The organism is Stenotrophomonas sp. 82F1, from assembly GCF_056861525.1.
This window is the reverse complement of the sequence record NZ_JBSPUD010000001.1, coordinates 448,092-473,397: the sequence shown is the minus strand read 5'-3', so window position 1 is coordinate 473,397 and position 25,306 is coordinate 448,092. Positions and strand designations below refer to the sequence as shown.

The following is a 25,306-nucleotide window of genomic DNA, read 5'->3' as shown; positions in this document are numbered from 1 at the left end:
CATTGGCTCCGGTGTTCCTCTCAGTGCTGGCGTTGCGTTGGGGTCGAACTTACGGGGTCGAGCTTACTTCATGTGGGCGCGTTTTCCCTGACCCAAGGCATACACCTCGGGAGAGCGCTTGCGCGAGGCTTCCGGCTTGCGGATGGAGACCTTGTCGTACCGGCGGCGCATGTCGCGCACATAGTCGTCAAAGCCTTCACCCTGGAACAGCTTGATCAGGAATGCCCCACCGGTCTTGAGGTGGTTGTCGGCAAAATCCAGCGCCAGCTCCGCCAGGTGCATCATCCGCGGCTGGTCGACCGCGCCCACACCACTCTTATTGGGGGCCATGTCCGACAGCACAAGGTCTACCGGCTGATCCCCGAGCATGGCTTCAAACTCCGATAGGACGGTTTCTTCCCTGAAGTCACCATGAAGGAACTCCACGCCGGCCAGTGGCGGCATGTCCAGAATGTCCAGGGCCAGCACGCGGCCAGTGTCGCCAATCTGTCTCCGAACCTGCTGAGACCAGCCGCCCGGGGCCGCGCCGAGGTCGACCACCACCATGTGCGGCTTCAGCAACCGGTCACGTTCGAGCAGTTCTTCGAGCTTGTAGGCCGCACGGGAGCGCATGCCTTCGGCCTGGGCCTTCTTCACGAAGGGATCGGAGAAATGTTCCTTGAGCCAGCGCTGGCTGCTTTTGCTGCGGGTAGCCATTGGAAATAGGGGCTGATGGGGTCGCCATGATACCCTGATCGTCCCATTCAACCGTGTTTTCTGCATGCCCACTGCCTTGACCCCTTCCCAGACCCGTTTCCTGCGCGGCCAAGCCCACGACCTGAAGGCCCTGCTGCAGACCGGCGGCAAGGGCGTCACGCCGGCCTTCCTGACCGAGCTGAACGAAGTGCTGGAGCGCCACGAACTGGTCAAGGTGAAGGTTGCCGCCGAAGACCGTGACGCCCGCGACGTGATGATCGGCGAGATCGTGCAGGCCACCGACAGTGCGCTGGTGCAGCGTATCGGCCATGTGGCCGTGCTGTATCGCCCGAGCAAGGAACACCGCCAGATCGTGCTGCCGCGCGGCTGATCGGTCCCTGCCATGCAGCTGAACCACGAACTGCCCGACTACGCCTACAGCCTGCGCGCCGCGGACGGTCGCTCGGCGCGGGTCAATGATCGCGTTCTGGGCAACAGCTTCTTCCTGACCCCTGATCAGCTGGTCGAGCAGTGGCCGGTGACCGACGTCGCGGCGCTGCAGGTGGCTGACCTGGAGCCGATCCTGGCACTGAAGCCGGCGTTGATACTGCTCGGCACCGGCGAGCGTCAGGCGTTTCCGCCGGCGGTTGTGATGGCCGCCTGCCTGTCGCGCGGTATCGGTCTGGAAGTGATGAACAATCCGGCCGCCGCGCGCACCTTCAACATCCTTGCCGGCGAAGGCCGCAAGGTGGCGGCCGCCTTCATTCTGGAAGGCTGAGGCCTGAAGCCGCCGGGCATGACGCGGCGCTCGCATCGATCACGCCCCATTCGTAGCGCCCGAGCCGATGCTCGCGCGGCGCCGTGCAGCGACGGAAAGGCAGCCGAGCATTGGCTCGGCTCTACAGATCAGCATGCCGGGCATGGCCCGGCGCGCTGCGCCGGGCCGGGGATCCGCCCGGAAGGCGAATATCCGATCACTTCGCCGGCAGATACTGCTGCGGGTCGACCGGCTTGCCGTTGTAGCGGATCTCGAAGTGCAGCATGTCCCGGTTGGCACCGGTACGGCCCATCTCGGCGATCTGCTCGCCGGCCTTCACGCTCTGCCCTTCATTTACCAGGCGCTTGCGGTTGTGGCCATAGGCCGACAGCCACTGGTCGCTGTGCTTGATGATGATCAGCTCGCCATAGCCGACCAGGCCGGCGCCGGAATACACCACCACGCCGTTGGCCGTGGCCTTCACCGGCGCGCCGCTGGTGCCGGCGATGTCCACACCCTGCTTGGTCGCGTCGCCGGCCACGTAGCGGCCCACGACTGCGCCATCGGCCGGCCAGCGCCAGGCGATGTTGCTCTTGACCGGACCGGCCGGACCCGGCGTCGGCGCGGTACTGCCGCCGGACGTGCTGCCACCCGGACGCGGTGCGGTCACCACGGTGGTCGGCGCACGGCCGCCGCCGGAGCCGGCCGGATACAGGCGGATCACCTGCCCCGGGTAAATGGTCGACGGATTGTCCAGGTTGTTCCAGGCGATCAGGTCGGCCGGCGTGATGTCATGGATGCGGGCCAGTGCATAGATGGTGTCGCCCTTGCGCACGACCACCGTCTGCCCCGGCTTGGGCACCGATGTCTTCGGCGTGCTGACGCCACTGCCGCCGCTGCCACTGGTCCGGACCACGGTGGCGGTGCCACAGGCGGCCAGGGTGGATACCAGCAACGCCAGTGCGCCGATGCGCACTCCCTTGCTCAGACGATCTGCACTCATGCGAACTTCGACCTCCATACAAGCCAGGCGATCAGCACCACCACCAACGCGGTGGCGATCCAGCCCAGCGGTTCAATCCATCGGCGCAGCACTGCTTCGGCGCGCGCACCACCGATACGGATGACCGCGGCCAGCACGAACACGCGCTTGCCACGACCGATCAACATGCTCAACAGGTACTGCGGCATCGGCACGCCGACGATACCCGATGCCCACGTGAAGACCTTCATCGGAATCGGCATGAAGCCGCCGAGCACCAGGAAGGTGAACACCGCCCAGGGCGACTCCACCATCTTGGCCTGCACGGTAGCGATGCCCTGCTCGATCGCCGGCAGCATGCCCAGCGCCTCGAACAGCGGTTTGACTGCCTCGAATGCGTAGTGGCCCAGCGCGTAACCGATCACCGCGCCGACCATCGAGCCGGCCAGGCTGAGGGTGGCGAACCACCAGCCGCGCTTGGGCTGGGCCACGCACATCGGCGCCAGCATCACTTCCGGCATCACCGGGAAGATGATGGCTTCGAAAAAGCTCAGCACCATCAGGTAGGTCGGCGCGCGCTCATGCGCGGCCCACTTCATCGCCCGCTCGTACAGCGGCCCGAAAATCTTCATGCAACCCTGCTCCGTGGATTCAATCGAGCATGCCAGACAGCAGCGGTACGAAGGTGACCGGCGCCAGCACGCGTTGTTCGATGCTGCCGTCGTCCTTGCGGTCGAGCTGCACCAGCGACTGTGCGCCTGCGCCACCGACCGGGGCGACCAGGCGGCCCCCTTCGGCCAGCTGCTCGACCAGGGCATCAACCAGCGCCGGTGCGGCGGCGGTGACCACGATGGCGTCGAACGGGCCATGCTCGGCCCAGCCAACGCGGCCGTCGTCGTGCTTGGTGCGGATGTTCATGCCCAGCGCACGGAAACGCTTGCGCGCCTGCCGCAGCAGATCGCCGATGCGCTCGACGGTATAGACCTCCAGCCCCAGCGCGCCGAGCACCGCCGCCTGGTAGCCCGAGCCGGTGCCCACTTCGAGCACCTTCTTCGGCGCCACCTGCAGCACGGCCTCGGTCATCCGCGCCACCACCCACGGCTGCGAAATGGTCTGGCCGTGGCCGATCGGCAGCGCGGTGTCTTCATACGCGCGCGAGGCCAGGGCCTCGTCGATGAACAGATGCCGTGGCACCACCCGGATCGCGTTCAGCGTCGACTCGTCGACGATGCCAGCCTCGCGCAGGCGGTCGACCAGGCGGTCGCGCACGCGCTGCGAGGTCATGCCGATGCCGACCGCTTCCGGCTGCAGGCGCAGGCGTGGGCTCATGCCGGCTGGTCCAGCGCAGCGGTAAGGCCGCCGACCCAGCTGGCGACCTTTTCCAGCGCCTGGTAGCGGGTCAGGTCGACCTGGATCGGGGTGATCGAAATGTGGCCGGTGCGCACCGCATGGAAATCGGTACCGGGGCCTGAGTCCTGCTCGCGGCCGGCCGGACCGATCCAGTACACCTCGTTGCCGCGCGGATCCTTCTGCGCGATGCAGCCTTCGGCGCGATGGCGGTTGCCCAGGCGGGTGACTTCGAAGCCCTTGACCTCGCTCCACGGCAGGTCCGGCACATTGACGTTGAGGATGGTGTCGGCCGGCAGCGGATCGGCCTTGAGGCGGGCAACGATCTCCACCGCGGCACGCGCCGCCGTCTCGAAATGCTTCGGGTCGTGGTTGCGGGTCACCAAGGACACCGCGACTGCGGGCAGGCCGAGGAAACGACCTTCCATCGCCGCCGAGACGGTGCCGGAATAGATCACGTCGTCGCCGAGGTTGGCGGCGTTGTTGATACCGGACACGACAATGTCAGGCTCGAACTCCAGCAGGCCGGTCAGCGCAAGGTGCACGCAGTCGGTGGGCGTGCCGGCCACCGACACGGTGTAGTGGTCGATGCGCTTGAGCCGGATCGGCAGATCCAGGGTCAGCGAATTGCTGGCGCCGGAGCGATCACGGTCCGGTGCGACCACCGTGACTTCATGCCCGGCCTCGCGCAGCACGGAAGCAAGCATGCGGATGCCTGCCGCGTCGACACCGTCATCATTGCTGACCAGGATGCGCATCTTCGATTTAACCGCTTGATTTTCCAAGAATTCGATCCCGTCACCTTGCAGCGTGGGCGAAGCCGGCCCGTCTCCTCCAGGGAGGCGGCAGCTCCGCAAGTGCGCCGACTATTGTGCCGCAAGCGGGCGCTGGGTCCTACCCTGTCTGCGGTCACGGCCGACATCAAACGGTCATAGGCAGACCCGCACAGGCGGTTTAACCTGTGCGCATGTCGCACCCTGAAGACGAAGACCCGGCTGCATTGTTCCGTGCAGCCATCGGCGAAGTGACGCCGCTGCGCAAGGAAGTGGAGCCCGCGCCCGCCGCGCCGCGCCCCAAGCCGCGCGCGCGCATGGCCGAGCGCGACGACGCCGAAGCTGCCGGAGAGTTCGCCCGGCTGCTGCGCGACAACGCGCCGCTGGAAGCGGGCGACGTTGCCAGCTACCGGCGCGACAACCTGCCGCCACGCCTGTTCCAGCGTTTGAAGCGCGGGCAGTACTCGGTACAGGACGAGCTGGACCTGCATGGCGCCACTGCCGCGCAGGCCGAGGCGATGCTGCGCCAGTTCCTGCTGGAGGCGCACGCCCACGAGTACGGCTGCGTGCGCATCATCCACGGCAAGGGCCTGCAGTCCGATGGCAGTGCGCCCGTGTTGAAAAACCTGGTGGACCGACTGTTGCGCCTGCGCAACGACGTGTTGGCGTTCCATTCGGCCCCGACCGGGCAAGGCGGCACCGGTGCAGTGCTGGTGCTGCTGGCGCGGCGCTGACGTTTTGCCGGTGGGATTCATCCACGCATGGCGTGGATCTACTGACGGCCCATCCACGCATGGCGTGGATCTACTGACGGCCCATCCACGCATGGCGTGGATCTACTGGCGGCCCATCCACGCATGGCGTGGATCTACTGACGGCCCATCCACGCATGGCGTGGATCTACTGACGGCCCAGCCACGCATGGCGTGGATCTACTGGCGATTCATCCACGCATGGCGTGGATCTACTGGCGATTCATCCACGCATGGCGTGGATCTACTGGCGATTCATCCACGCATGGCGTGGATCTACTGGCGGCCCGTCCACGCATGGCGTGGATCTACTGACGGCCCGTCCACGCATGGCGTGGATCTACTGACGGCCCAGCCACGCATGGCGTGGATCTACTGGCGGCCCGTCCACGCATGGCGTGGATCTACTTTCCTCCGCCACTATTTCCGTCAGGCCTGCGAAGCGTCTTCGACCGGCCCGAGCTCGTGCAGGACGGCCGTGGCATAGCAGCCCGGCGGCAGTGCGAAGGACAGCTCCAGCACGTCGGCGGCCAGCCACTGGTGCTGCAACAGCGCCGGACGCAGCCGCAGCGCGCGCCGCTCCTGCTTCAGCCGCGCTTCTTCCAAACCGACACGCAGCGCCTTGGATTCGTCATCGTCCAGCGCCGCCAGTTCCAGCTCGTGGGCGGCGTCAGTGCTGCGCAGCTCACCCTCGCCCCACAGCGGCGCGCTGGGGTGGATGTCGAAGCGCGCCAGGCGTTCGGCCAGCACGTCGCTGTACGGCTCGGGACCGAACACGCTGCGGCTGCCATCCAGCATCCACACTTCACCCTGTAGCGGCTGGTCCCAACTGCCCTGCTCCACGCGCGCGGCCAGCACCCGGTTGAACAGCGCCGAACGGGCGGCCGACAACAGCAGCGACCGCTGGTCCTTGCGCATGCGTCGGCCGCCAAACATCGCCAGCGCCGCAGGAACATTGCCGCCATCACGACCGAAGCGCTGCTCGCCGAACCAGTTCGGCAGGCCGCGCGTGGCGATCTGTTGCAGGCGCTCGTCGATCGCCGCCGCATCTCCCTGCACATCGCGCAGCACCAGCTTGAAGCGGTTGCCGGCCAGCGCGCCGCGCTGCAGCTTGCGGTTGTGCCAGGTGGACTCGATCACTTCGATCTCGTCACCGGCCAGTTCGGCCAGGTCCGGCGCGACGCGCTTGGGCAGGTGCACGCTGAAACGCTGGGTAGTGACCGCGTTGCGATCCTTCATGCCGGCATAGCTGACCGCCATTTCCGGCAGGCCCGCCCACTTGGCCAGCACCTTGGCCACATGCACCGTGTTCGCGCCACGCTTGCGGATATGCAGCAGCAGGTGCTCGCCTTCCCCCGTCGCCTCGAAAGCCGGCAGTTCATCGACCTGGAAATCTTCCGGCGTGGTGCGGATGCGCGCCTGCAGCAGCGGCGCGCCGAACGCGAGCGGCAACGGAATCATGCCGCCACCAGCAGAACGACGGCCTGCGCGGCGATGCCTTCGCCCCGCCCGGTGAAGCCCAGCTTCTCGGACGTGGTGGCCTTGACGCTGACCGCATCCAACGGCAGCTGCAGCAGTTCACCGATGCGCTCGCGCATCGCCAGCGCATGCGGGCCGACCTTGGGCCGCTCGCAGATCACGGTGATGTCGGTGTTGCCGACACGCCAGCCGCGCTCGCGCAGCAGGCTGTCGCAGTGGCGCACGAACTCGCTGCTGTCCGCGCCCTTCCAGCGGTCATCGCTGGGCGGGAAGTGCTGGCCGATGTCACCCAGCGCGATCGCGCCGAGCATGGCGTCGCACAACGCGTGCAGGATCACGTCGCCGTCGCTGTGCGCAAGCACGCCGCAGCTGTGCGGCACCGCAACGCCGCCGAGCATGATGTGGTCGCCTTCACCGAAGGCATGGACGTCGTAGCCCTGGCCGATACGGACGGGCGGGAACGGGGAGGTGCTCATGGATGCAGCCCTTGCAGCAGGGCCGCGCGGGCGGTCAGCCGGCGCGGCGGGAGAGTACGAATTCGAAACGATCGAGATCGGCCGGGGTGGTGACCTTGAAGTTGTCCTCGCTGCCTTCCACCAGCAGCGGGCGCTGGCCCTGGCGCTCCATGGCCATGGCGTCGTCGGTGACGTCGACGCCGGCAGCAGCCGCTTCGGACAAGGCGCGGATCAGCTGGTGACGACGGAACAGCTGCGGCGTCAGTGCGCGCCACAGGCGCTCACGCGGCTCGGTGCCATCGATGCCGCCATCGTCGCCAGCACGCTTGAGCGTGTCGCGCACCGGCGCGGCCAGAATGGCGCCGACCGGGTCGGTACGCCCTACTTCCAGCAGGCGGCCAAGATCGGCCTGCGACAGGTTCGGACGCGCCGCGTCGTGCACCAGCACGAATTCATCGGCACGCACGCTGTCCGGCAGGGCCTGCAGCCCCGCCAGCACCGAGGCGGCGCGGGTGGCGCCACCGGTGCAGGTCAGCACCGGCTTGCCGGCCCATTCGGTCCAGCCCGGCCAGTCAGCATCGTCCGCGCCGATCACCACCATCGCCCCGGCCACGGCCGGGTGTGCCAGCAGCGTGTCCAGGGTATGGGCGAGCAGGGTCTGCCCGCCTGCCTGCAGGTACTGCTTGGGCAACGGCGCACCAAAACGCGTGCCGCGCCCTGCGGCCGGAACCACCACCCAGATCGCCGCGCTCATGGCACGTCCGCCGGATGGTCACCGGCCTGCGCCGTGACCGGCGCAGGCTGCGCCGGATGCACGGGTGCATCTTCCACGACGCGATAGAACTTCTCGCCAGGCTTGATCATGCCCAGCTCGCTGCGCGCGCGTTCTTCGATGGCGGACTGGCCTTCCTTGAGGTCCTTCACTTCAGCGGCAAGCGCATCGTTGCGCTGCCGCAGACCGTCATTGTCCCGCTCCTGGTTGGCGACCTGGGCTTCGAGCATCATCACTTCACCCGAATTGCCCGGGCCGAACCAGAAACGGTACTGCAGCCATGCCAGCAGCAGGGCCAGCAACAGCAGCAGCCAGCGCCAGTTGCGCATCGGCTCAGCGCTTCAGCGACACGAACGCGTCACGACCCGCGTAACGCGCGCCGGCACCGAGAGCTTCCTCGATGCGCAGCAGCTGGTTGTACTTGGCCACGCGATCGCTGCGGCACAGCGAGCCGGTCTTGATCTGGGTGGCGGTGGTGGCCACCGAGATATCGGCGATGGTGGTGTCTTCGGTTTCACCCGAACGGTGCGAGACCACGGCGGCGTAACCAGCACGGTCGGCCATGGCGATCGCTTCCAGGGTTTCGCTGAGGGTGCCGATCTGGTTGACCTTGATCAGGATCGCGTTGGCGGTGCCCGAATCGATGCCTTCCTGGAAGATCTTCGGATTGGTGACGAACAGATCGTCGCCGACCAGCTGCACCTTCTTGCCGATGCGATCGGTCAGCAGCTTCCAGCCCGCCCAGTCGTTCTCGGCCAGGCCGTCTTCGATGGTGATGATCGGGTACTGCGCGGCCCAGTCGGCGAGGAAGTCGACGAACTGTTCGGAGGTCAGGCGCTTGTTCTCGCCGACCAGGTTGTACTTGCCGTTCTCGAAGAACTCGCTGGAGGCCACGTCCAAGCCCAGCAGCACGTCTTCACCGGCGGTGTAGCCGGCCTTGCCGATGGCTTCGAGGATGGTGTCCAGTGCTTCGACGTTGCTGCGGAAGTCCGGCGCGAAGCCGCCTTCGTCGCCCACCGCCGTGCTCAGGCCGTGGCCCTTCAGCACCGACTTCAGCGAATGGAAGATTTCGGTGCCGGCACGCAGCGCTTCGGAGAACGAGGTGAAGCCGACCGGCAGCACCATGAACTCCTGGAAATCGACGTTGTTGTCGGCGTGCGCGCCGCCGTTGATGATGTTCATCATCGGCACCGGCAGCGACGGGGTCGCGCCGGTCTTGCTGGCCAGGTACTGCCACAGTGCCTGCTTGCTGGAGGCAGCGGCGGCGTGCGCGGCGGCCATGGAAACACCCAGCAGTGCGTTGGCGCCCAGGCGGCCCTTGTTCTCGGTGCCATCCAGATCGATCAGGCGACGGTCCAGGCCGGCCTGGTCGGTGGCCTCGAAGCCCTTCAGTGCGTTGGCGATGGCGCCGTTGACGTTGTCGACGGCCTTGCGCACGCCCTTGCCGAGGTAACGGGTCTTGTCGCCGTCACGCAGCTCCACCGCTTCCTTGGTGCCGGTCGATGCGCCGGAGGGAACCGCGGCGCGACCGAACGAACCGTCCTCCAGGGTGACTTCGGCTTCCAGCGTGGGGTTGCCACGGCTGTCGAGGATTTCACGGGCATGGATGCTGCGGATCGTACTCATGGTCGGGCCGGTTACCTGTATGGAGAGGGGGCGACAAAAACGAATGCCGCGTGATTATCCCCGGCTACCCCTCACTTGCCAAATGGCCTGAGCGGCATCAGCCCCAGCTGGACCCGATCACGATCATCACCAGCGACACCAGCAGCACCAGCAACGCACCGGCAATGGCGGCGCACACAGGTCCGCGCCGCCGTCGCCAGGCCATCACCATCGCGCCCAGGCTGCCTGCGAAAGACAGCACCAGCGTAACCAACGCGCCCAGCATCCAGTACTGCACAGCCTGCACGCCGTTGTTGCCATCCCCCGGCGGCCGGAAGCTGGCGGCGAAGGCCAGCACGCCCAGCAGCAACGCGCCCCAGGCGAGCACCGACAGCAACAGGGCGATCAGGCCCCAGGGGCGACTACGCGAGGGTTCAGGTGTCGTATTCATCAAAGCAGATCGTGCAGCAGGATGCCCAACCACAGCGACAGCAGGACCATCGCCAGTGCAGCGGTGACCCTGCCCCGGTTCAGGCGCCAGCCGAGCACCGCGGCGGAAAACCCTGCGGAAATGGTCAGCACTTCGGCCACCGCCAGCGCGATGACGAAAGGCAGCAGGTTCACTACCGGGCCGCCCGCACTGGACGGACGCATACCGGCACCGAACAGCATGCCGATGGCGAATACGCCGGATACCGAAAGCAAGGCCAGACCGAGTGCGATCGGGCCCCACGGCCACTGCCGCCAGTGCCGGCGACGACGCTGGATCTCCAGCGCCGCCTGCGGGTGCTGACTCACGCGAAGCGCGAGAAGCCGTGCTTCTTGGTCACCGCATCGAGCTCCATCAGGGTCTCGAGCAGGGCTTCCATCTGATCCAGCGGCCACGCATTGGGGCCATCGGACAGCGCCTTGGACGGGTCCGGATGGGTCTCGGCGAACAGGCCGGAGATGCCCACGGCAACCGCGGCACGCGCCAGTACCGGCACATGCTCGCGCTGGCCACCGGAACTGGTGCCCTGGCCGCCCGGCAGCTGCACCGAATGGGTGGCGTCGAAAACCACCGGGCAGCCGGTATCGCGCATCACCGCCAGCGAACGCATGTCGCTGACCAGGTTGTTGTAGCCGAAGCTGGCGCCACGCTCGCAGACCATGATCTGCTCGTTGCCGGTGGCCTTGGCCTTCTCGACAACAGGCTTCATGTCCCACGGCGCCAGGAACTGGCCCTTCTTGATGTTGACCGGCTTGCCGGCCGCGCACACCTTGCGGATGAAGTCGGTCTGGCGGACCAGGAACGCCGGGGTCTGCAGCACGTCCACCACCGAGGCCACTTCGTCCATCGGGGTGTACTCGTGCACGTCGGTCAGCACCGGCACGCCGATCTGCTTCTTGACCTCGGCCAGGACCTTCAGGCCCTCTTCCATGCCCGGACCACGGAAGGCGGTGCCGGAGGTGCGGTTGGCCTTGTCGAAGCTGGACTTGAAGATGAAGTTCACACCGAGCTTGTCGGTCACTTCCTTCAGCTTGCCGGCGGTATCCAGCTGCAGCTGCATCGACTCGATCACGCAGGGGCCGGCGATCAGGAACAGGGGCTGGTCCAGCCCGACCTCGAATCCACACAGTTTCATGGCGTTTCCTTGTTGTCCGCTACACCGGCAGTGCCGGTGCGCTGGGGTTGAAGCGAGCAAGATGGGGGCCGGCGGCCCCCATGACAAGTCAGGCGCGCACTTCCTGCAGCAGCTTGCCACCGGCCTTGCGCTCGCGCGCGGCACGGATGAAGCCGATGAACAGCGGGTGGCCATCACGCGGGGTGGACAGGAATTCCGGGTGCGCCTGGCAGGCCAGGAACCACGGATGCTGGTCGCGCGGCAGTTCAACCACTTCCACCAGAGTGTCATCCATCGACTTGCCGGCGATCACCAGGCCTGCGTCTTCCAGCTGGGTGCGGTAGCGGTTGTTGAATTCGTAGCGGTGGCGGTGGCGCTCGGCGACCACGTCCTTGCCGTACAGCTCGCGGGCCAGCGTGCCCGGCTTCAGGCGCTGTTCCTGCAGGCCCAGGCGCATGGTGCCGCCGAGGTCGCTCTTGTCGTCACGCTTTTCCACGTCGCCGGTGGCGGTGCGCCACTCGGTGATCAGGCCGATCACCGGGTTCGGCGACTGGCGGTCGTTCTCGGTGCTGTTGGCGTCTTCCAGGCCCACCACGTGGCGCGCGTAGTCGACCACGGCAGCCTGCATGCCATAGCAGATGCCGAAGTACGGCACCTTCTGCTCACGGGCGTACTGCGAGGTGAGCACCTTGCCTTCGAAGCCACGGTCGCCGAAACCACCCGGCACCAGGATGCCGTCGACATCGGCCAGCGCGGACATGTCGCTGCCCTCCAGGTCCTGCGCTTCCAGCCACTTCAGGGTGACCTTGGTGCGCTGGCGCAGGCCACCGTGCTTGAGTGCCTCGCCGACCGACTTGTAGGCGTCCTGGTGGTCGATGTACTTGCCGACCACTGCGATGGTCACCGCATCCAGCGGATGCAGGGTGGCATCGACGGCGTCTTCCCACATCGACAGGTCGGCCGGGCCGGCCTTGTCGGCCAGCTTCAGCTGGTTGATGACGATCTCGTCCAGGCCCTGCGCGTGCAGGCCCATCGGAATGCGGTACAGCACATCGACGTCGGGGACGCTGATCACCGCGCGCTCGGAGACGTTGGTGAACTGGGCGATCTTCCGACGCTCCGAATCCGGTACCGGCTGTTCCGAACGGCACAGCAGCACGTCCGGCTGGATGCCGATCGAGCGCAGTTCCTTCACCGAGTGCTGGGTCGGCTTGGTCTTCAGTTCACCCGCGGCGGCGATGTACGGCACCAGGGTGAGGTGCATGAACAGTGCCTTTTCCGGGCCACGCTCGGTGCGCACCTGGCGGATCGCCTCCAGGAACGGCAGCGACTCGATGTCACCGACGGTGCCGCCGATCTCCACCAGGGCCACGTCGAAGCCCTCGGTGGCTTCGTCCATGCAGCGACGGATCTCGTCGGTGATGTGCGGAATGACCTGCACGGTCGCACCCAGGTAGTCGCCGCGGCGCTCCTTGCGGATCACCTCTTCGTAGATGCGGCCGGTGGTGACCGAGTTCTTGCGGCTCAGGCGGGTGCGCACGAAGCGCTCGTAGTGGCCCAGGTCGAGATCGGTCTCGGCGCCGTCGTCGGTGACATACACCTCACCGTGCTGGAACGGGCTCATGGTGCCCGGGTCGACGTTGATGTACGGGTCGAGCTTCATCATCGTGACCTTCAGGCCACGCGCTTCGAGAATGGCGGCCAGTGACGCGGCGGCAATACCTTTGCCGAGCGAGGACACCACGCCGCCGGTTACGAAAATCAAGGGAGTCATGGCTGCAAGCATCCTGTCTGGAAATGGAAAACGGCAGCGCCACGCCTGCCCGGGGGGCGGGCGTGGAGCAGAAAGGGGGTTTTCCGGTTCGCTGGTGCAGCGAGGGAGGTGCGGGCCCGGCCGGCGCCAGGCGCCAACGGGGAACCACCCTGCGAGGTCGGGGCGGCCGTGCCGGTCACTTCGACCGTCACCTGCGACCCGCTTTGCTGGAGGCCACGCTTGGCCGTGCCAGCCCATTCGCAAATGGTGGACACGCACTTACTCCCGGAAAGCCATAGTTTACAGATAGATGGCCGCCAACCCAAGGGGCAGATGGCGCCATCGACAAAAAGAAACGCCCCGCTGGGCGGGGCGTTCAAGGGTGAAACCCTTGTGGCAAGGGCTTCGCAGGGGCAGAAGAATTACTTCTTCTTGCGTGCCTCTTCCTCTTCTTCCTGCTGCGGGACCGGCTGGCCCTTGGCCTTCATCTCGGCATTGGCCTGCGCGCGGCGCTTGGCCTTGGCGTCGGCTTCAGACTGCGCCTTGTCGGCCTGGTCACCCTGCTGCGGAGCAGGCTGGCCGGCGTTCTGCGCCAGCACCATCGGCACTGCAACAGCGGCGGCAGCCAGGATCGCAATGGTCAGCAACTTCTTCATGGAGTCCTCCTCGCGGTATGGCTCGGATGTGGGGGGCGCCGGTGTTCGGTTCCAGCGGCTGCCATTTTACCCCCTCCCCGCCAACGAGGCTGAACCGCAGGCGTGCAAATTCCCGGTCCAGACCGCACACTTGCCCGTCGCTCCACGCTTTCGAAGACAGATGAACGCCCGCTATAACGCCGCCGATATTGAAGTCCTGTCCGGCCTTGACCCGGTCAAGCGCCGCCCCGGCATGTATACCGACACCGCGCGCCCGAACCACCTGGCGCAGGAAGTGATCGACAACTCGGTGGACGAGGCCCTCGCCGGCCATGCCCGCTCGATCGAGATCACCCTGTTCAAGGACGGCAGCGTGGAGGTCAGCGATGACGGCCGCGGCATGCCGGTGGACATCCATCCGGAAGAGAAGATCCCGGGCGTCGAGCTGATCCTTACCCGCCTGCATGCCGGCGGCAAGTTCAACAACAACAACTACACCTTCTCCGGCGGCCTGCATGGCGTCGGCGTCAGCGTGGTCAATGCGCTGTCGACCCTGGTGGAAATCCACATCAAGCGCGAAGGTGCCGAACACCGCATCACCTTCCGCAACGGCGACCGCGCCTCGCCGCTGGAAGTGGTCGGCACCGTCGGCAAGAAGAACACCGGCACCCGCCTGCGCTTCTGGCCGGACCCGAAGTACTTCGATACGCCCAAGTTCGCCGTGCGCGCGCTCAAGCACCTGCTGCGCGCCAAGGCCGTGCTGTGCCCGGGCCTGACCGTCAAGCTGACCGACGAAGCCACCGGTGAAGTCGACACCTGGTACTACGAAGACGGCCTGCGCGATTACCTGAAGCTGGAGCTGGGCGATCGCGAGATGCTGCCGGCCGAGCTGTTCGTCGGCAACCTGAAGAAAGACACCGAGATCGTGGACTGGGCCGTGGCCTGGCTGCCGGAAGGCGAGCTGGTGCAGGAAAGCTATGTCAACCTGATCCCGACCGCGCAGCACGGCACCCACGCCAACGGCCTGCGCACCGGCCTGACCGAAGCGCTGCGCGAGTTCTGCGACTTCCGCAACCTGCTGCCGCGTGGCGTCAAGCTGGCCCCGGAAGACGTGTGGGACCGCGTGTCGTTCGTGCTGTCGCTGAAGATGACCGACCCGCAGTTCAGCGGCCAGACCAAGGAACGCCTGTCCTCGCGCCAGGCCGCCGGCTTCGTCGAAGGCGCCGCGCACGATGCGTTCAGCCTGCTGCTGAACCAGAACGTGGAGCTGGGCGAGAAGATCGCGCAGATCGCCATCGAGCGCGCCAGCGCGCGCCTGAAGACCGAGAAACTGGTCGTCCGCAAGAAGGTCACCCAGGGCCCGGCCCTGCCCGGCAAGCTGGCCGACTGCATCAGCCAGGACCTGTCGCGCACCGAGCTGTTCCTGGTCGAGGGCGACTCGGCAGGCGGCAGCGCCAAGCAGGCCCGCGACAAGGACTTCCAGGCGATCCTGCCGCTGCGCGGCAAGATCCTCAACACCTGGGAAGTGTCCTCCAACAGCGTGCTGGCCTCGGAGGAAGTGCACAACCTGGCGGTGGCCATCGGCTGCGACCCGGGCAAGGAGGACATCAGCGGCCTGCGCTACGGCAAGGTGATCATCCTCGCCGACGCGGACTCGGACGGCCTGCATATCGCCACCCTGTTGACAGCACTGTTCCTGAAGCACTTCCCGGCGCTGGTCGATGCCGGCCACGTGTTCGTGGCGATGCCGCCGCTGTTCCGCATCGACGTGGGCAAGCAGGTGTTCTACGCCCTGGATGAGGAAGAGAAGCGCTCGATGCTGGACAAGATCGAACGCGAGAAGATCAAGGGCGCCATCAACGTGACCCGCTTCAAGGGCCTGGGCGAGATGAATCCGCCGCAGCTGCGTGAATCCACCATCCACCCGGACACCCGTCGCCTGGTGCAGTTGACCGTCGACGATCGCGAGCAGACAAGCTCGCTGATGGACATGCTGCTGGCCAAGAAGCGCGCGTCGGATCGCAAGGGCTGGCTGGAGAGCAAGGGCGATCTGGCTTCGCTGGAAGTCTGACGCTCGCGGCCCTCCTGTAGAGCCGAGCCCACGCTCGGCTGCATTTCGCGCCGTGCCGGGCAGCCGAGCATCGGCTCGGCTCTACAGACATCACACCCCCATCGGCAAACCCTGCGGGTCCATAATGCGCGCTCATCCGCGTGGACGACCCCATTGCCCGCCAACTCGCTGCTGTTTCCCGGGCTGCCGCTGCACAGCGCGCGCCTGGTGCTGAGCCCCATCCGCCGCGATGACGCCGCGGCCCTGTTCGCCCTGCAGTCCGACCCGGACGTGATGCACTGGTGGCACCACCCGGCGTGGACGCGTCCCGCCGAAGCACGCGCGCAGATCGACGATGACCTCGCCGCACAGGCGACCGGCACGCAATTGAAGCTGGCCCTGCGCGAATCGGTGGACGGCCCGCTGCTGGGCATCTGCGTGGTGTTTGCGCTGGATCGCGACGCCGCCCGCGCCGAAATAGGCTATCTGCTGGCACCTGGCAGGCAGGGCCATGGCTACATGCATGAAGCGCTGCAGCGGGTGCTGGACTATCTGTTCAACACGCTGCAACTGCATCGGGTGGAAGCCGAGATCGACCCACGCAACCAGGCCTCGGCACATGTGCTCGAGCGCCTGGGTTTCCACCGCGAAGGCCTGCTGCGGCAGCGCTGGCGCATCCGCGGTGAACTGGCGGACTCGGCCGTGTACGGGCTGCTGGCCGATGACGCTGCGCGAGCTGCCACCTCGGCTTGACCGGATCAGGCCGCAACGCTGGCCCATGCCTTTGGACACATACGGCAGGCGGCACCCCGTCCTAGCATCGGGGTCCCTTCCGCTGCCGTTCCGGTGCCATGAAGTTCCTGCTGCACTCTGCCGCGCTCTGCGTCGGCCTGCTGATCGCCCCTGCCTGCGCGCTGGCCGCTCCTGCTGCTGACAGCGCCTCCGAAACGAAAGAAGAAAAGACCGAAGCCGTGCCCCTGCCGGCCGATGCGTCGGCTCGCCAGAGCATGCGCCTGGCGGGCCGCACCCTCGACTACACCGCCACCGTCGGCACACTGCCGGTACGCGATGCGAAGGGCAAGGTGATCGCCGATGTGGTGTTCACCGCCTACACGATGCCGGGCAAGGACCGGCCGGTGACCTTCGCCCTCAATGGCGGCCCCGGCGCGTCGTCGGTGTACCTCAACCTGGGCGCCATCGGCCCGAAGGTGGTGACCTTCGGTTCGGAAGGCGACAGCGCATCGGCGCCAGCGAAGCTGCACGACAACCCCGGCACCTGGCTGGACTTCACCGACCTGGTGTTCATCGACCCGGTAGGCACCGGCTTCAGCCGCGCGCGCATCGGCGATGACGAAGCGAAGAAGCAGCTGTACACCCCCAGCGCCGACATCGAGTACCTGTCGCGCTCGATCTACGACTGGCTGCTGCGCAACCAGCGGATGGCATCGCGCAAGTACCTGACCGGCGAAAGCTACGGCGGCTACCGCGGCCCGCGCATCACCCACTTCCTGCAGACCCGCCTGGGCGTGGCGATGAACGGCCTGGTGCTGGTGTCGCCGTACCTGAGCCCGACACTGGAAGACAACGCCGATGTTTCGCCGATGGCGTGGATGCAGACCCTGCCCTCGATCGCGGCCGCGCACCTGGAGCGCCAGGGCAAGCTGACCGACGCGGCGATGCGCGAGGTGGTGGAGTACACCCGCGGCGACTACGCCACTGCGTTGATGAAGGGCCGCAGTGATCCGCAGGCGACCGAGGCGATGCTGCGCCGGGTGGCCGCGTTGACCGGCCTGGACCCGCAGTTCGTGCGCCGCGCCGGCGGCCGCCTGGAGACCCAGGCCTACCTGCGCGAGGTGTTCCGCGACAAGGGCACGCTGGGCAGCCGCTACGACTCCAACGTCACCGCGTTCGATCCGTTCCCGAACGATCCGGAGCAGCGCGCCAACGATCCGCTGCTGGACAGCATCATCGCGCCGACCACCACCGCGATGGTCGACTTCGTCACCCGAGAGGTCGGCTGGAAGGTAGATGCGCGCTACCAGGCGCTGAACTACGACGTGAACCGTCTGTGGGATCGCAATGGCGACCTGCGCGAGGGCGCGGTGACCCAGCTGCGCCAGGCCGTGGCGATCGACCCGCATCTGCAGGTGCTGATCGTGCACGGCTGGAATGACCTGTCGTGCCCGTTCATGGGCTCGATCCTGACGGTGGACCAGATGCCGACGATGGGCAGCAATCCGGACCGCGTGCAGGTGCGCAGCTATCCGGGCGGGCACATGTTCTACAGCCGGGCGGACAGCCAGGCGGCGTTCCGCAGGGATGTGCAGGCGTTGTTCCAGCGTAATTGAGGGGGGTGTGGGCCGGGCCTGCGGCCCGGCACCCGCAGAGGCCGGAGCAACGGCAAAGGCTCGGTCTCTGGAGGGCGGCGGGATGGGGTGGGTGTGCAGGACACGCCGTAAACCCGTCCTTGGGGGCTCGATGGCGCCATCCATGGCGCCAACGGTCCTGCACACCCACCCCACCCCGTCGCTGGCAGGTTCACGCGACCTGCAGTAGATCCACGCCATGCGTGGATACGGGAAAATGATCTGCCCATGAAAAAGCCCGCCGGAATCCGGCGGGCTTTTTGATTTGCCGGGGTCAGATCCTTTTCCCGTAGGGAAGGGCTCTGACCCCAATGCCTCGGGCTTCAGGCCCAGCCGAACAGCTCGAACAGCTTCAGGATCAGGTAGGCGCAGCCGCCTGCTGCCGGGATGGTCAGGATCCAGGCCCAGACGATGCGCTCGATCACGCCCAGGCGCAGCGAACGCGGGTTCTTGGCAAAGCCGACGCCCATGATCGCGGTCGAGATGCTGTGAGTGGTCGACACCGGCATGCCGAAGTGGGCAGCCACGGTCAGCACGGTGGCCGAGCTCGTTTCCGCGGCGAAACCGTGGATCGGGTGCAGCTTGACCATCTTGTGACCCAGCGTCTTGATGATCTTCCAGCCGCCCGAGGCGGTACCGGCGGCCATCACCACCGCGCAGGTCAGCACGATCCACATGGCGATGCCATCACCGGCGTGCGCGTCCGGATGCATGAAGGCCAGCCACGACGGCAGGTCGTTCAACGCGCCGGTCGCTTCGGCACCGATCAGGGTCATGGCGATGATGCCCATGGTCTTCTGCGCATCGTTGTGGCCGTGGGCGAAGCCCATGTAGGCCGCCGAGGCGATCTGTGCCTTGCCGAAGAACGCATTGACGATGCGCGGGCGTGCCAGCCGACCGATCGCGCCGCCGATCTTGGCCAGGCCTGCGATCAATGCCCACAGCAGCACCATCACCACGATGCCGAGCAGGAAGCCGGCGATCGGCGAGGTGATCATCGGCACGAACACCTTCCACAGCAGGCCCTTGTTCTGCACCCAGCTGCCGAAGCGTTCCGACCAGATCAGCGCATCCCAGTTGTTGTGGGCTGCGGCCAGGCCGGCACCACACAGGCCGCCGATCAGCGCGTGCGAGGACGAGGACGGCAGGCCCTTCCACCACGTGATCAGGTTCCAGATGATGCCGCCCAGCAGCGCGCACAGGATCACCTGTGGGGTCACCTCGACCACGTTGGTGTTGAGCAGGCCCGATGCGATGGTCAGGGCTACGGCGGTGCCGGTCAGTGCGCCCAGCAGGTTCATGAACGCGGCGAGCATCACCGCCCAACCGGGCGAGAGCACCTTGGTCGCCACCACGGTGGCGATGGAGTTGGCGGTGTCGTGGAAGCCGTTGATGAACTCGAAAACGAGCGCGGCCAGGATCACCACCAGGACGAGGGTCAGCATGCTGTGGCGTCCGTCAGCTGTTCTTCAACACGATCTGGTACGCCACCACGCCGGCTTCGCGGCAGCGGTCGATGGCCTTTTCCAGGATCTCGAAGAATTCCTTCAGCAGGAACATCTGCAGGTTGTCCAGGCGACCGGAGTAGATGTCGCGGTACAGCTCGAGCATCAGGCGGTCGGCTTCGTTTTCCAGCGAACGCAGGCGCTCGTTGAGCGCGGTCATCCGGTCCAGGTTCATGTGACGCAGGTCGGCGACCATCTCCACCACCACGCCGGCGGCCTGCTCCAGCATCGCCGCGCGCGGCGCGAAGTCGATGTGCTCCAGGTGGGTCGTGGCCAGCGAATAGCGATCGGCGAACTTCTCGATCTGCTTGGGAATCTTGTACAGGGCCGAGCCCAGCGCTTCGATGTCTTCGCGCTCGATCGGGGTCATGAAGCTGTCCACCAGCGCCTGGCTGATCTTGTCTGAGGCCGCGCGTTCGCGCAGACGGGCCAGCTTGAAGGCATCCAGGGCGGGCTGGCGATCGGCGTCGCGCAGCATCGAATGCAGTGCCTTGGCGGCATCGGAAGCCGCGACGGCAGCCTCATCGAGCAGGGTGTAGAACTGTTTGCCGGAACCGAAAATGGTCTGCAGAGAGAACATTGAGAAACCTGTCAGCCGTCGCGGGAAGGACGGCACCAGGGCGAATTATGACGGCTAGATGACCATCACGGGTATCCCTGCCCCCTTTTCGGGGCTGGAAGGCCCAAAACTGAACAGGCATTTGCCACCCAGCCACGGCCCTTTGCTAAGATGCCAGCGCGTCTTCGGGCGCACCTTATGGACGACGACCCTTATCCCCCAGCGCCGCGCCGGACCCCGTTCCTGAGCGCCTGCCGCCATCGCAAGCACCCGCCCTCCCTGTCACCAACCGGGGACGATGCCCGTGTTTGAAATGATCCTGATTGTCTTCGCGCTCGTTCTGTTGAACGGCTTCTTTGCCATGTCCGAGATGTCGGTCATGACCTCGCGCAAGAGCCGGCTGAAGCAGCTGGCCGGCACCTCCAAGCGCGCGGCCAAGGCACTGGAGCTGTCGGAGAAGCCGGAAGCGTTCCTGTCCACCGTACAGATCGGCATCACCGTGATCGGCGTGCTGACCGGCTTCCTCGGCGGCGAAGCGCTGGGCGAGGCCATCGGCGGCTGGATCCAGGGGCTGATGCCGGGCTTCGCCTATGCCGGCGCGGTTGGCAAGGCGCTGGCAGTCACCTTCATCACCTTCATCACGCTGATCTTCGGCGAACTGGTGCCCAAGCGCCTGGCCCTGACCCGCTCGGAGGACATCGCTGGACTGGTGGCGCTGCCGATGAGCTGGCTGGCCAAGCTGGCCTTCCCCTTCGTCTGGCTGCTGTCCAAGACCACCCAGCTGGTGCTGCGCCTGTTCGGCCTGGGCAAGGACGAGGTCGCCTCGGTCACTGAAGAAGAGATCCGCATGCTGGTGGCCGAGAGCCACGAAGCCGGCGTGATCGACAGCCACGAACGCGACATGATGAACCGCGTGATGCGCCTGGGCGACCGTACCGCCGACAGCCTGATGACCCCGCGCAACCGGATCGCCTGGCTGGACACGCTGGGTGGGCTGGACAAGAACCTGGAAATCATGGCCGAGCATGAGTTCTCGCGGTACCCGGTGTACCGCGACAACGACATGGACGTGGTCGGCGTGCTTGAGCTGAAATCGCTGGCCACGCGCATGGCGCGCGGCGACAACGCGCTGTTCCAGACCCTGCGCGAGCCGCTGTACGTCTCTGAATCCACCCATGCGATGAAGCTGCTGGAGATCTTCCGCGAAGAACAGCAGTCAATGGCGCTGGTGGTGGACGAGTACGGCGAGATCCAGGGCCTGGTGACCATCAGCGACCTGATGGGCGCGGTGGTCGGCCGCCTGCAGGCAACGGAGAATGCCGACGAAGACGCGCTGGTGGTGACCCGTGAAGACGGTTCGCTGCTGGTGGACGGCTCGCTGCCGATCGAGGATCTGCGCGAGTTGATCGGCAGCAACGACCTGCCCGACGCCGAGGATGGCGACTACTACACCCTGGCTGGCATGTGCATCCACTTCTTCGGCCGCATCCCGCACGCGGGCGAGTACTTCGACTGGGCCGGCTGGCGCTTCGAGGTGGTCGATCTGGACGGCGCGCGCGTGGACAAGCTGCTGCTTCGCACCCTGTCCGACGAGCAGGCCGATGAGCTCACCGCCTGAGTCCGGCCCCGGCGCTGCGCCACCGGAATACCGCAACGAGGGCATCCGCACCCTGCTGGCGATGTTCGCCTTCGGTGACCCGGCCCAGCACATGAAGCTCGGGCAGATCCTGCAGGATCTGCAGCAGAGTGCCTTCGGTGTATTCCTGTTCGTCGCCATCCTGCCGGCCTTCATCCCCATCCCGGGGCTGGGCGGCGCGGTCAGTGGGCCGCTGGTGATCCTGATCGGCCTGCAGATGCTGTTCTGCATGCGCCGGCCCTGGCTGCCCGGGTTCATCGCCCGTCGCGGGCCCAAGCGCGGCACCATGCACCGGTTCCTGGACCGCATCGACGGTGCCCTGCGCCGCCTCGACCGCATGCTCAAGCCGCGCATGCCAGAGATGCTGACGCCTGCCCCCGCCCACGCCTTCAGCGGCCTGCTGCTGGTGCTGCTGGGCCTGCTGCTGTCGCTGCCGATTCCATTCACCAACTACCTGTTTGGTTTCCAGCTGCTGCTGTTCGCGCTGGCGCTGCTCGAGCGCGACGGTGCGCTGATGTTGTTCAACTGGGTGGCTGCAGTGGTGGCGATCGCGTTCTTTGGTTTCAGTTCCGGGCAACTGGTGGGTTACACCGTCGAACTGTTCCAGCGCTGGTTCTGAGCGCAGGCAATTACCGCGCGATTCCCATCCACGCATGGCGTGGATCTACTTTGGACCGGGTGCATTGACGCGCGGCGTGGATTCACCTTGAACCGCGTTCATCCACGCATGGCGTGGATCTACTTTCGATCGCGTTCATCCACGCACGGCGTGGATCTACTTTCGATCGCGCGCATCCACGATTGGCGCGGATCTACCTTGAACCCAGTAGATCCACGCCATGCGTGGATGCGGCACCTCAACGCAGGTCGATGAAGCCGTTGTCACCCAACCGGGCCGGCTCGTCCTGCACGGCCGACAACACGAAACTGAGGGCCGAGCCCAACAGCGTGCCCGGCCCGTCCCAGTACTCGGCAGTTTCTGCACGTACGTGGATCAGCCGCAGCTTCGGATCATCGGGGCCACCGGGAAAGAACAGCTTCATCGCCGGCGACCACAGCTCTTCGACCTTGGCGCGGTCATCGACGATGCGCGCCACACCCGCCACCGAGACATACGTGTTCTTCGACGGTGAGGCATAGGCGACGTTCACCCGTGGGTCGAGCGCGATCTCCGCCACCTTCGGGCTGTCTGCAGCGGTGGCGAACCACAGGTCACCATCGAAGGCGACCTGCTGGGTGCCGAGCGGGCGGCTGTAGAGACGCCCGTCGACGCCGCGGGTGGTGAACATCGCCACCTCCACGTCCTTGATCAGTTCGGCCAGCTGGGCAATGTGTTCGGTGCGGGACTCGTCCATGGGGGACTCCAGAGAGGGGAACCCCATCAGACGCGTTCGCGCCGCAAATTGCCGTGACGCAATTGTTCAGCCCGCGTGGCGGGCGTGCCAGGCCTGCATCGCCAGCTCGAACGAACGCAGGCGCGCGCGATGGTCGTACAGGTTGGCGGTAAGCATCAGTTCGTCGGGCTGGTGGCGTTCGACGAAGGCTGCGATGCCATCGGCCACCTGCTGCGGATCACCCAGCACCGTGCACGCCAGCGCCCGCTCCACGCCCAGCTTCTCGTGCGGCTCCCAGAACGCTTCGATGTCGTCGATCGGCGCCGGGATCTTGCCCGGACGGCCACGACGCAGATTGACGAAGCTCTGCTGCTGGCTGGTGAACAGCCGGCGCGATTCGGCCTCGCTGTCACTGGCCACCACGTTCAATGCCAGCATCGCGTGCGGCTGCTTGAGCGTGGCCGAAGGGCGGAATTCACGGCGGTACACCGCCAGCGCTTCATCCATGGAATCGGGCGCGAAGTGCGAGGCGAAGGCGTACGGCAGGCCCATAGAGGCGGCCATGCGCGCGCCGAACAGGCTGGAACCAAGGATCCAGGTCGGCACCCGCAGGCCGCCACCCGGTACCGCCTGCACCGCCTGGCCGGGCTGCACCGGTTCGAAGTAGTGCAGCAGTTCGCGCACGTCCTGCGGGAACTGGTCGGCGCTGTCGAAATAGCGGCGCAGGGCGCGCGCGGTCGGCTGGTCGGTACCCGGTGCGCGGCCCAGGCCCAGGTCGATACGGTCCGGGTACAGCGAGGCCAGCGTGCCGAACTGCTCAGCCACCTGCAGCGGTGCATGGTTGGGCAGCATGATGCCGCCGGCGCCGACACGGATGCGTTGGGTGCCACCGGCCACATGGCCGATCAGCACCGCGGTGGCGGCACTGGCGATGCCAGGCATGTTGTGGTGTTCGGCCAGCCAGTAGCGGCGGTAGCCCAGCGCGTCGGCATGCTGGGCCAGTTCGAGCATGTTGGCGAAGGCAGCAGTGGTATCGCTGCCCTCGCAGACCGGGGCCAGGTCGAGGATCGACAACGGGATCATCAGGCGGTTTTCCGTTACAGGATCCCCTGTTGATGGGGTCGCCCTGCCCCCACGGCCAGTGCCGGTGGCGGGACGCTGATTCCTGTGGGACGGATTCAGCGCCACCGGCCTGTGTAGAGCCGAGCCCACGCTCGGCTGCATTTCCCTGGTGCACAGCAGCCGAGCGTGGGCTCGGCTCTACACAAGGCGGGTCAGAACGCGCTGGGGCGGGGTTCCGGCAACGGTTCGTCCACCAGCGGCTTCAGTTCGGCATCCAGCGCCACCCGTTCGTCGAACACGAAGCAGCGGCCTTCGTAGCCCTCGCCGCCCACGTCCTCGAAGTAACCGAGGATGCCGCCATCGAGCTGCAGCACGTTGTCCATGCCGTCGTTGAGCATCCACAGCGCCGCCTTCTCGCAGCGGATGCCGCCGGTGCAGAAACTGACCACGGTGCTGTCCTTCAGCGCCTCGCGATGGGGTGCCAGTGCTTCGGGCAGATCGGTGAACTTGTGGATGGGCAGTACCAGCGCGTCCTTGAAGGTGCCGTACTCGACTTCCTGCAGGTTGCGCGTATCAAGCATCACCACCGGCTTGCCGGCATCATCGTGCCCCTGCCGCAGCCAGCGCTGCACCGTGGCAGGATCGATCGCCGGCGCGCGCGGGTAGTCCAGCGGCTGGCCATCGTCCCGGCGGAAGCTGATGATCTCATCCTTGACCTTGGCCTTCAGCCGCGCGAACGGCTGGTGCTCGCTGAAGCTGGTCTTGACCCGCATGTCGGCGAAGCGCGCATCCGCACGCAGTTCCGCGTAGAAGCCATCGACAGCAGACGGTGCCCCCGCCAGGAACAGGTTCAGCCCCTCGCCCGCCACCAGGATCGTGCCCTGCAGGCCAGCCGCCTCGGCACGCGCCTGCAGCTGGTCGCACAGGGCCTGGGGAGCGTCGATGACGGCGAAATGATAGGCAGCGGTATTGGCGATCATCCCGCCATTTTACCGCCTGACCGCCCCCGTATCAGCCTCCACCGTTCATCCACGCATGGCGTGGATCTACCACAGCGTCGACCAAGGTCGACATCTACCGACAGCACCCGGAACGCGTCCGGGGCGGGGGGGGGGGGGGGGGGGGGGGGGGGGGGGGGGGGGGGGGGGGGGGGGGGGCGCCCCCCGCCCCGGGGGGCGGGGGGCCGCGGCGGCCGCCCCCCCCCC

The 25,306-nt window shown here is 66.5% G+C and carries 28 protein-coding genes; 8 read left to right on the top strand and 20 right to left on the bottom strand.

The window, feature by feature from the left end:
* Positions 1 to 63: 63 nt before the first annotated feature.
* A complete protein-coding gene (gene rlmE / locus AC13GI_RS02210; RefSeq protein ID WP_100464728.1) occupies positions 64 to 696 on the bottom strand; it encodes a 23S rRNA (uridine(2552)-2'-O)-methyltransferase RlmE in 633 nt (210 codons plus the stop codon).
* A gap of 64 nt (positions 697 to 760) precedes the next feature.
* Between rlmE and yhbY the strand changes: the two genes are divergently transcribed.
* Complete coding sequence (gene yhbY, locus AC13GI_RS02205) at positions 761 to 1,066, top strand: ribosome assembly RNA-binding protein YhbY (RefSeq protein WP_025878910.1); 306 nt, start codon at positions 761 to 763, stop codon at positions 1,064 to 1,066.
* A gap of 12 nt (positions 1,067 to 1,078) precedes the next feature.
* Positions 1,079 to 1,453 carry an Mth938-like domain-containing protein gene (locus tag AC13GI_RS02200; protein ID WP_032976512.1) on the top strand — a complete coding sequence of 125 codons (375 nt, stop codon included), beginning with the start codon at positions 1,079 to 1,081 and terminating at the stop codon, positions 1,451 to 1,453.
* Positions 1,454 to 1,649: 196 nt separating this feature from the next.
* Here the strand turns inward: AC13GI_RS02200 and AC13GI_RS02195 are convergent, their stop codons facing one another.
* The 4 genes from AC13GI_RS02195 to surE are packed head-to-tail and all read right to left on the bottom strand — an operon-like array spanning position 1,650 to position 4,519.
* Positions 1,650 to 2,435, bottom strand: a complete 786-nt coding sequence (locus tag AC13GI_RS02195) for a peptidoglycan DD-metalloendopeptidase family protein (protein WP_482995355.1) — start codon at positions 2,433 to 2,435, stop codon at positions 1,650 to 1,652.
* A complete protein-coding gene (locus AC13GI_RS02190; RefSeq protein ID WP_346580119.1) occupies positions 2,432 to 3,046 on the bottom strand; it encodes a YqaA family protein in 615 nt (204 codons plus the stop codon). Before AC13GI_RS02190 ends, AC13GI_RS02195 begins: the two co-directional genes overlap by 4 nt.
* Before the next feature lie 19 nt (positions 3,047 to 3,065).
* Complete coding sequence (locus AC13GI_RS02185; RefSeq protein WP_089240249.1) at positions 3,066 to 3,743, bottom strand: protein-L-isoaspartate(D-aspartate) O-methyltransferase; 678 nt, start codon at positions 3,741 to 3,743, stop codon at positions 3,066 to 3,068.
* A complete protein-coding gene (surE, locus tag AC13GI_RS02180) occupies positions 3,740 to 4,519 on the bottom strand; it encodes a 5'/3'-nucleotidase SurE (RefSeq protein WP_089240247.1) in 780 nt (259 codons plus the stop codon). The genes AC13GI_RS02185 and surE overlap by 4 nt, the downstream gene beginning before the upstream one ends.
* Before the next feature lie 209 nt (positions 4,520 to 4,728).
* Here surE and AC13GI_RS02175 point away from each other — a divergent pair, with 209 nt between their 5' ends.
* Entirely contained in the window at positions 4,729 to 5,268 is a 540-nt protein-coding gene (locus tag AC13GI_RS02175; RefSeq protein WP_099820096.1) for a Smr/MutS family protein, read from the top strand.
* Positions 5,269 to 5,715: 447 nt separating this feature from the next.
* Here AC13GI_RS02175 and truD read toward each other — a convergent pair whose 3' ends face one another.
* The 10 genes from truD to AC13GI_RS02125 all read right to left on the bottom strand — a co-directional run bounded on the left by truD (position 5,716) and on the right by AC13GI_RS02125 (position 13,610).
* On the bottom strand, positions 5,716 to 6,747 hold the full coding sequence (truD, locus tag AC13GI_RS02170) for a tRNA pseudouridine(13) synthase TruD (protein WP_482995354.1): 1,032 nt from the start codon (positions 6,745 to 6,747) through the stop codon (positions 5,716 to 5,718).
* Positions 6,744 to 7,241 carry a 2-C-methyl-D-erythritol 2,4-cyclodiphosphate synthase gene (gene ispF / locus AC13GI_RS02165; protein ID WP_089240241.1) on the bottom strand — a complete coding sequence of 166 codons (498 nt, stop codon included), beginning with the start codon at positions 7,239 to 7,241 and terminating at the stop codon, positions 6,744 to 6,746. Before ispF ends, truD begins: the two co-directional genes overlap by 4 nt.
* A gap of 34 nt (positions 7,242 to 7,275) precedes the next feature.
* Positions 7,276 to 7,974, bottom strand: coding sequence for a 2-C-methyl-D-erythritol 4-phosphate cytidylyltransferase (gene ispD / locus AC13GI_RS02160; RefSeq protein ID WP_100464707.1), 699 nt, complete (start codon positions 7,972 to 7,974; stop codon positions 7,276 to 7,278).
* Positions 7,971 to 8,321 (bottom strand): cell division protein FtsB, encoded by a 351-nt coding sequence (gene ftsB / locus AC13GI_RS02155; RefSeq protein ID WP_482995353.1) that lies wholly within the window; start codon positions 8,319 to 8,321, stop codon positions 7,971 to 7,973. The genes ispD and ftsB overlap by 4 nt, the downstream gene beginning before the upstream one ends.
* Before the next feature lie 4 nt (positions 8,322 to 8,325).
* Positions 8,326 to 9,618, bottom strand: coding sequence for a phosphopyruvate hydratase (gene eno / locus AC13GI_RS02150; RefSeq protein ID WP_089240235.1), 1,293 nt, complete (start codon positions 9,616 to 9,618; stop codon positions 8,326 to 8,328).
* A gap of 97 nt (positions 9,619 to 9,715) precedes the next feature.
* Positions 9,716 to 10,048, bottom strand: coding sequence for a hypothetical protein (locus AC13GI_RS02145; protein ID WP_482995352.1), 333 nt, complete (start codon positions 10,046 to 10,048; stop codon positions 9,716 to 9,718).
* Positions 10,048 to 10,395 (bottom strand): hypothetical protein, encoded by a 348-nt coding sequence (locus AC13GI_RS02140; protein ID WP_482995351.1) that lies wholly within the window; start codon positions 10,393 to 10,395, stop codon positions 10,048 to 10,050. The genes AC13GI_RS02145 and AC13GI_RS02140 overlap by 1 nt, the downstream gene beginning before the upstream one ends.
* Positions 10,392 to 11,222 (bottom strand): 3-deoxy-8-phosphooctulonate synthase, encoded by an 831-nt coding sequence (gene kdsA / locus AC13GI_RS02135; RefSeq protein ID WP_099820088.1) that lies wholly within the window; start codon positions 11,220 to 11,222, stop codon positions 10,392 to 10,394. The genes AC13GI_RS02140 and kdsA overlap by 4 nt, the downstream gene beginning before the upstream one ends.
* 88 nt (positions 11,223 to 11,310) lie before the next feature.
* On the bottom strand, positions 11,311 to 12,975 hold the full coding sequence (locus tag AC13GI_RS02130) for a CTP synthase (RefSeq protein ID WP_100464696.1): 1,665 nt from the start codon (positions 12,973 to 12,975) through the stop codon (positions 11,311 to 11,313).
* 401 nt (positions 12,976 to 13,376) lie between these two features.
* Positions 13,377 to 13,610, bottom strand: a complete 234-nt coding sequence (locus AC13GI_RS02125; protein ID WP_089240228.1) for a hypothetical protein — start codon at positions 13,608 to 13,610, stop codon at positions 13,377 to 13,379.
* 160 nt (positions 13,611 to 13,770) lie between these two features.
* Between AC13GI_RS02125 and parE the strand changes: the two genes are divergently transcribed.
* The 3 genes from parE to AC13GI_RS02110 all read left to right on the top strand — a co-directional run bounded on the left by parE (position 13,771) and on the right by AC13GI_RS02110 (position 17,987).
* The gene (parE, locus tag AC13GI_RS02120; protein ID WP_380656490.1) at positions 13,771 to 15,660 is read left to right on the top strand and encodes a DNA topoisomerase IV subunit B; all 1,890 of its coding nucleotides are present in this window, start codon (positions 13,771 to 13,773) and stop codon (positions 15,658 to 15,660) included.
* Positions 15,661 to 15,813: 153 nt separating this feature from the next.
* Positions 15,814 to 16,392, top strand: a complete 579-nt coding sequence (locus AC13GI_RS02115; protein WP_380656493.1) for a GNAT family N-acetyltransferase — start codon at positions 15,814 to 15,816, stop codon at positions 16,390 to 16,392.
* A 98-nt stretch (positions 16,393 to 16,490) separates the two neighbouring features.
* Entirely contained in the window at positions 16,491 to 17,987 is a 1,497-nt protein-coding gene (locus AC13GI_RS02110; RefSeq protein ID WP_380656495.1) for a S10 family peptidase, read from the top strand.
* Between the two features lie 341 nt (positions 17,988 to 18,328).
* Here AC13GI_RS02110 and AC13GI_RS02105 read toward each other — a convergent pair whose 3' ends face one another.
* Both AC13GI_RS02105 and AC13GI_RS02100 read right to left on the bottom strand, forming a co-directional pair.
* Positions 18,329 to 19,450 carry an inorganic phosphate transporter gene (locus AC13GI_RS02105; protein WP_265953508.1) on the bottom strand — a complete coding sequence of 374 codons (1,122 nt, stop codon included), beginning with the start codon at positions 19,448 to 19,450 and terminating at the stop codon, positions 18,329 to 18,331.
* Between the two features lie 13 nt (positions 19,451 to 19,463).
* Positions 19,464 to 20,090 (bottom strand): DUF47 domain-containing protein, encoded by a 627-nt coding sequence (locus AC13GI_RS02100; protein ID WP_025878890.1) that lies wholly within the window; start codon positions 20,088 to 20,090, stop codon positions 19,464 to 19,466.
* 292 nt (positions 20,091 to 20,382) lie between these two features.
* Between AC13GI_RS02100 and AC13GI_RS02095 the strand changes: the two genes are divergently transcribed.
* Both AC13GI_RS02095 and AC13GI_RS02090 read left to right on the top strand, forming a co-directional pair.
* Entirely contained in the window at positions 20,383 to 21,687 is a 1,305-nt protein-coding gene (locus AC13GI_RS02095; RefSeq protein WP_223880018.1) for a hemolysin family protein, read from the top strand.
* The gene (locus AC13GI_RS02090; RefSeq protein ID WP_482995350.1) at positions 21,671 to 22,324 is read left to right on the top strand and encodes an exopolysaccharide biosynthesis protein; all 654 of its coding nucleotides are present in this window, start codon (positions 21,671 to 21,673) and stop codon (positions 22,322 to 22,324) included. Before AC13GI_RS02095 ends, AC13GI_RS02090 begins: the two co-directional genes overlap by 17 nt.
* A 238-nt stretch (positions 22,325 to 22,562) precedes the next feature.
* On the opposite strand, the gene AC13GI_RS02085 is transcribed toward AC13GI_RS02090, so the two are convergent.
* The 3 genes from AC13GI_RS02085 to AC13GI_RS02075 form a co-directional block, all read right to left on the bottom strand.
* The gene (locus AC13GI_RS02085) at positions 22,563 to 23,060 is read right to left on the bottom strand and encodes a pyridoxamine 5'-phosphate oxidase family protein (RefSeq protein WP_099820081.1); all 498 of its coding nucleotides are present in this window, start codon (positions 23,058 to 23,060) and stop codon (positions 22,563 to 22,565) included.
* 66 nt (positions 23,061 to 23,126) lie between these two features.
* Positions 23,127 to 24,122, bottom strand: coding sequence for an LLM class flavin-dependent oxidoreductase (locus tag AC13GI_RS02080; RefSeq protein ID WP_099783538.1), 996 nt, complete (start codon positions 24,120 to 24,122; stop codon positions 23,127 to 23,129).
* A 191-nt stretch (positions 24,123 to 24,313) separates the two neighbouring features.
* Complete coding sequence (locus AC13GI_RS02075; RefSeq protein WP_482995349.1) at positions 24,314 to 25,081, bottom strand: sulfurtransferase; 768 nt, start codon at positions 25,079 to 25,081, stop codon at positions 24,314 to 24,316.
* Positions 25,082 to 25,306 lie beyond the last annotated feature (225 nt).

Coding starts and splice junctions, on each gene's coding strand:
- truD (WP_482995354.1), bottom strand. CDS start 6,747: ATGATTCCGTTGCCGCTCGCGTTCGGCGCGCCGCTGCTGCAGGCGCGC.
- kdsA (WP_099820088.1), bottom strand. CDS start 11,222: ATGAAACTGTGTGGATTCGAGGTCGGGCTGGACCAGCCCCTGTTCCTG.
- eno (WP_089240235.1), bottom strand. CDS start 9,618: ATGAGTACGATCCGCAGCATCCATGCCCGTGAAATCCTCGACAGCCGT.
- AC13GI_RS02190 (WP_346580119.1), bottom strand. CDS start 3,046: ATGAAGATTTTCGGGCCGCTGTACGAGCGGGCGATGAAGTGGGCCGCG.
- ispF (WP_089240241.1), bottom strand. CDS start 7,241: ATGAGCACCTCCCCGTTCCCGCCCGTCCGTATCGGCCAGGGCTACGAC.
- parE (WP_380656490.1), top strand. CDS start 13,771: ATGAACGCCCGCTATAACGCCGCCGATATTGAAGTCCTGTCCGGCCTT.
- AC13GI_RS02145 (WP_482995352.1), bottom strand. CDS start 10,048: ATGAATACGACACCTGAACCCTCGCGTAGTCGCCCCTGGGGCCTGATC.
- AC13GI_RS02130 (WP_100464696.1), bottom strand. CDS start 12,975: ATGACTCCCTTGATTTTCGTAACCGGCGGCGTGGTGTCCTCGCTCGGC.
- surE (WP_089240247.1), bottom strand. CDS start 4,519: ATGCGCATCCTGGTCAGCAATGATGACGGTGTCGACGCGGCAGGCATC.
- AC13GI_RS02195 (WP_482995355.1), bottom strand. CDS start 2,435: ATGAGTGCAGATCGTCTGAGCAAGGGAGTGCGCATCGGCGCACTGGCG.
- AC13GI_RS02125 (WP_089240228.1), bottom strand. CDS start 13,610: ATGAAGAAGTTGCTGACCATTGCGATCCTGGCTGCCGCCGCTGTTGCA.
- AC13GI_RS02185 (WP_089240249.1), bottom strand. CDS start 3,743: ATGAGCCCACGCCTGCGCCTGCAGCCGGAAGCGGTCGGCATCGGCATG.
- AC13GI_RS02075 (WP_482995349.1), bottom strand. CDS start 25,081: ATGATCGCCAATACCGCTGCCTATCATTTCGCCGTCATCGACGCTCCC.
- ftsB (WP_482995353.1), bottom strand. CDS start 8,321: ATGCGCAACTGGCGCTGGCTGCTGCTGTTGCTGGCCCTGCTGCTGGCA.
- AC13GI_RS02080 (WP_099783538.1), bottom strand. CDS start 24,122: ATGATCCCGTTGTCGATCCTCGACCTGGCCCCGGTCTGCGAGGGCAGC.
- AC13GI_RS02085 (WP_099820081.1), bottom strand. CDS start 23,060: ATGGACGAGTCCCGCACCGAACACATTGCCCAGCTGGCCGAACTGATC.
- AC13GI_RS02105 (WP_265953508.1), bottom strand. CDS start 19,450: ATGCTGACCCTCGTCCTGGTGGTGATCCTGGCCGCGCTCGTTTTCGAG.
- AC13GI_RS02100 (WP_025878890.1), bottom strand. CDS start 20,090: ATGTTCTCTCTGCAGACCATTTTCGGTTCCGGCAAACAGTTCTACACC.
- yhbY (WP_025878910.1), top strand. CDS start 761: ATGCCCACTGCCTTGACCCCTTCCCAGACCCGTTTCCTGCGCGGCCAA.
- AC13GI_RS02175 (WP_099820096.1), top strand. CDS start 4,729: ATGTCGCACCCTGAAGACGAAGACCCGGCTGCATTGTTCCGTGCAGCC.
- rlmE (WP_100464728.1), bottom strand. CDS start 696: ATGGCTACCCGCAGCAAAAGCAGCCAGCGCTGGCTCAAGGAACATTTC.
- AC13GI_RS02110 (WP_380656495.1), top strand. CDS start 16,491: ATGAAGTTCCTGCTGCACTCTGCCGCGCTCTGCGTCGGCCTGCTGATC.
- AC13GI_RS02095 (WP_223880018.1), top strand. CDS start 20,383: ATGATCCTGATTGTCTTCGCGCTCGTTCTGTTGAACGGCTTCTTTGCC.
- AC13GI_RS02090 (WP_482995350.1), top strand. CDS start 21,671: ATGAGCTCACCGCCTGAGTCCGGCCCCGGCGCTGCGCCACCGGAATAC.
- ispD (WP_100464707.1), bottom strand. CDS start 7,974: ATGAGCGCGGCGATCTGGGTGGTGGTTCCGGCCGCAGGGCGCGGCACG.
- AC13GI_RS02200 (WP_032976512.1), top strand. CDS start 1,079: ATGCAGCTGAACCACGAACTGCCCGACTACGCCTACAGCCTGCGCGCC.